Source organism: Gottfriedia endophytica, assembly GCF_017814275.1.
Lineage (GTDB): Bacteria > Bacillota > Bacilli > Bacillales > Bacillaceae_G > Gottfriedia > Gottfriedia endophytica.
In genome coordinates this window covers 1-1,857 of the sequence record NZ_JAGIYQ010000030.1, presented here as the reverse complement: position 1 = coordinate 1,857, position 1,857 = coordinate 1, and the positions used below count along the sequence as shown (strand labels likewise).

Sequence of the window (1,857 nt, the reverse complement as noted above, 5' to 3'; positions counted from 1 at the left end):
AAGTCCCGAGCCATGAAGGCAGTAGTAGTGGTTAGCTTAAGACAAGGGTGTCTGTGGTGACGCAGAATCTGAAGGAAGTCGGCGGCAAATTTCCGACCTAAGGAACACGAACTTCATATAAGGCTAGGTAACATTGGATGAGTTTGCATAACAAAACAAAATCCTTACTGCCGAAGATGTTACAAAGTAAATGGAGTAGGTACATGGAAAGAAAGAGTATGCACTTACCTGGGGAGGTCTGACAGATACGCTACACTCATGTAGTAATTTATCTAGTGATAGATAACTGAACTGTCAGAAGTCAGCAGAAGTCATAGTACTTGATGGTTCGAAACATCAAGGAAGGACTGAACAAATTAAGAAGAACAGATACTAGGCGTTCAAATTCTATGTAGAGGCAGACAATCTTAATAAAAGACTTACTTGAAGGAGGAAACGGTGAATACGTGGGGGGCTTCAAGAGGGCGGAGTAGAGTTTGGCACAAATAGAACATCATGTTCACGGAGAAAGGAAATATCAAATGTTGATGGAAAGGATACTAACACGGGAAAATCTTCTGAACGCTCTGAAAAGGGTGGAACGAAACGGGGGCAGTCACGGTGTAGACAACATGTCGACCAAAGACCTGCGTTCGTACATTGTCATACACTGGGACGAACTAAAACAATCCTTAGAAAATGGAACTTATCAACCTCAACCAGTCCGTCGAGTCGAAATCCCGAAACCGAACGGTGGTGTGAGGTTATTAGGAATACCAACCGTGTTAGACCGATTCATTCAACAAGCAATAACCCAAATTCTAACGCCAATTTATGACCCGAGTTTTTCTGAACATAGCTATGGTTTTCGACCACAAAGAAGAGGACATGACGCAGTAAGAAAAGCGAAAGGTTTCATTAAGAAAGGATATAGATGGGTAGTTGATATTGACTTAGAGAAGTTCTTTGACAAAGTAAACCATGATAAGCTGATGGGAATTCTAGCAAAGAGGATCAATGACAAGGTTTTATTGAAATTAATTCGTAGCTATCTTAACGCAGGAGTCATGATAGGTGGCATATTTTCTGAAAGTACCGAGGGTACTCCACAAGGGGGACCACTAAGTCCATTACTCTCAAATATTATTTTAGATGAACTAGATAGAGAGCTAGAAACGAGGGGGCATAAATTCGTAAGGTACGCTGATGACTGTAACATTTACGTTAAGTCAAAGAAAGCAGGATTACGAACAATGTCAGGCATCGTTTCTTTTATTGAAACTAAATTAAAATTAAAAGTAAACATGGAGAAATCGTCTGTAGACCGACCGTGGAAAAGAAAATTTCTTGGATTTAGTTTCACAATTACTAGAGAGCCTAAGATACGCATTTCCAAAGAGAGTATTAAAAGAGTAAAACAGAAAATTAAAGAACTTACATCAAGAAAAGCACCAATACCAATGCATATTAGGATACAAAAACTTAATAAATACCTGATAGGATGGTGTGGATATTATGCGTTAGCAGATACCTCGAATCATTTCATAAACCTAGATAAATGGATTCGAAGAAGGCTTCGAATGTGTCTATGGAAACAATGGAAACTACCTCGAACTAGAGTGAGAAAGTTGATTGGACTAGAAGTAGACAAGCAGAAAGCTTACGAATGGGGAAATAGTAGAAAGGGCTATTGGCGAATAGCCCACAGCCCAATCCTTAATAGAACGATTGGAAATAAGTTTTGGGAAATCCAAGGTCTTAAAAGTCTATATCAAAGATATGAATTTCTGCGTCAGACTTAATTTGAACCGCCGTATACGGAACCGTACGTACGGTGGTGTGAGAGGTCGGGAGTTAGTCGCTCCCTCCTACTCGATT

The 1,857-nt window shown here is 39.8% G+C and carries 1 protein-coding gene; it reads left to right on the top strand.

The features are described 5' to 3' along the window. Positions 1–521 precede the first annotated feature (521 nt). Positions 522–1,781, top strand: a complete 1,260-nt coding sequence (gene ltrA / locus J5Y03_RS19670; RefSeq protein ID WP_209407698.1) for a group II intron reverse transcriptase/maturase — start codon at positions 522–524, stop codon at positions 1,779–1,781. The last annotated feature ends 76 nt before the right edge of the window (positions 1,782–1,857 follow it).